Origin of the sequence: Terrisporobacter muris, from assembly GCF_024621905.1 — a bacterium.
Classification (GTDB): Bacteria; Bacillota; Clostridia; order Peptostreptococcales; family Peptostreptococcaceae; genus Terrisporobacter; species Terrisporobacter muris.
Window position 1 is genome coordinate 1 of the sequence record NZ_JANKBY010000578.1, and the last position, 1,229, is coordinate 1,229.

Consider the following 1,229-nt stretch of genomic DNA (forward strand, 5'->3'; position numbering starts at 1 on the left):
ATTAATCAAATTTTTTATGTAAGAATATTAATAAAAAACAAAATGCATGGAATACTGAAAACATCAAGTAAAAAAGCAGCAACTAAGGGGACGACTAAATAGGCATTTGCACTAGCTCCATACTTATTTGTTACAGAACCCATATTAGCTAAAGCATTGGGTGTAGCACCAAGTCCATGACCTAGCATACCACTTATCATTACAGCAGCATCGTAGTCCTTTCCAAGAAGTTTAAAAGCAAATGTTGTAGCAAATATAATAATAAATATTACCTGACAAATTACTATAAAAACTATTGGACCAAATAAACTAGATAAAGTGAACAAGTCAATACTCATAAGAGCCATAGTCAAAAACATTCCAAGGGACAAGTTTTGTAAAAAGTCTAATAGTTTAAAATCCATTATCATTATTTTAGTTTTATCATTAAAATTTCTAAATAATACAGCAACAAAAATACATCCTACTATACTTGGTATAACTATATGAAAATACACATTGATAATATTTGCTAAAACGCTACCAACACTCATGGAAACTAAAACAATTAAAATTTGTTCAAAAAATAGTGTGTCATTAATATCTAAAATAGAAGTATTACTTTTCATTAAAGAAGATTTATTTACTTTATGTATATTTGAAGATTTTAAGTGATATTTTTCAATTAAAATTTTGGCAATAGGCCCTCCAATTATTCCTCCCATAATCAGGCCTAAAGTAGCAGAAGCAAAGCCAACATTACAAGCATTTTCTACACCTAAAGATTCTAAAGTCCTTCCAAATGCTAAAGAATAGCCATGTCCACCTTCCATGGATATATTCCCACACATTAATGCTAAAAGAGGATTTATATTTAATAGTTTTGATGAAATAAAGGTTATGATATTTTGACAAAATCCCAAAAGAGCACATAGTAACCAATAAATAATTAAAACTTTTCCTCCTTTTTTTAATAATTTGAAACTGACATTTAATCCTACTATGGTGAAGAAAAAGGACATAAAATAAGGCATAAGGAGAGTATTCATAGATACATTTACTAATTTAAAGTATTCTAAAATAAAAACAAATAATGAAAAAGTAAGACCACCTACAACGGGAGAAGGAATACATAATTTATTAAGTATGTAAATTTTATTAGTTAGAAAATTACCAAATAAATATAAAACTATGGATAATATTAAGGTGCTTACTATGTTTAAATCTAGGTTATACATTTTTTCACCTAC

General features: G+C 27.5%; 1 protein-coding gene. It reads right to left on the bottom strand.

Going from position 1 to position 1,229, the window contains the following annotated elements; all coding sequences use genetic code 11:
* Positions 1 to 14 precede the first annotated feature (14 nt).
* Positions 15 to 1,229, bottom strand: a 1,215-nt coding sequence (locus NSA58_RS20395; protein ID WP_330652623.1) for a sodium/glutamate symporter, incomplete at its 5' end; no start/stop codon positions are given.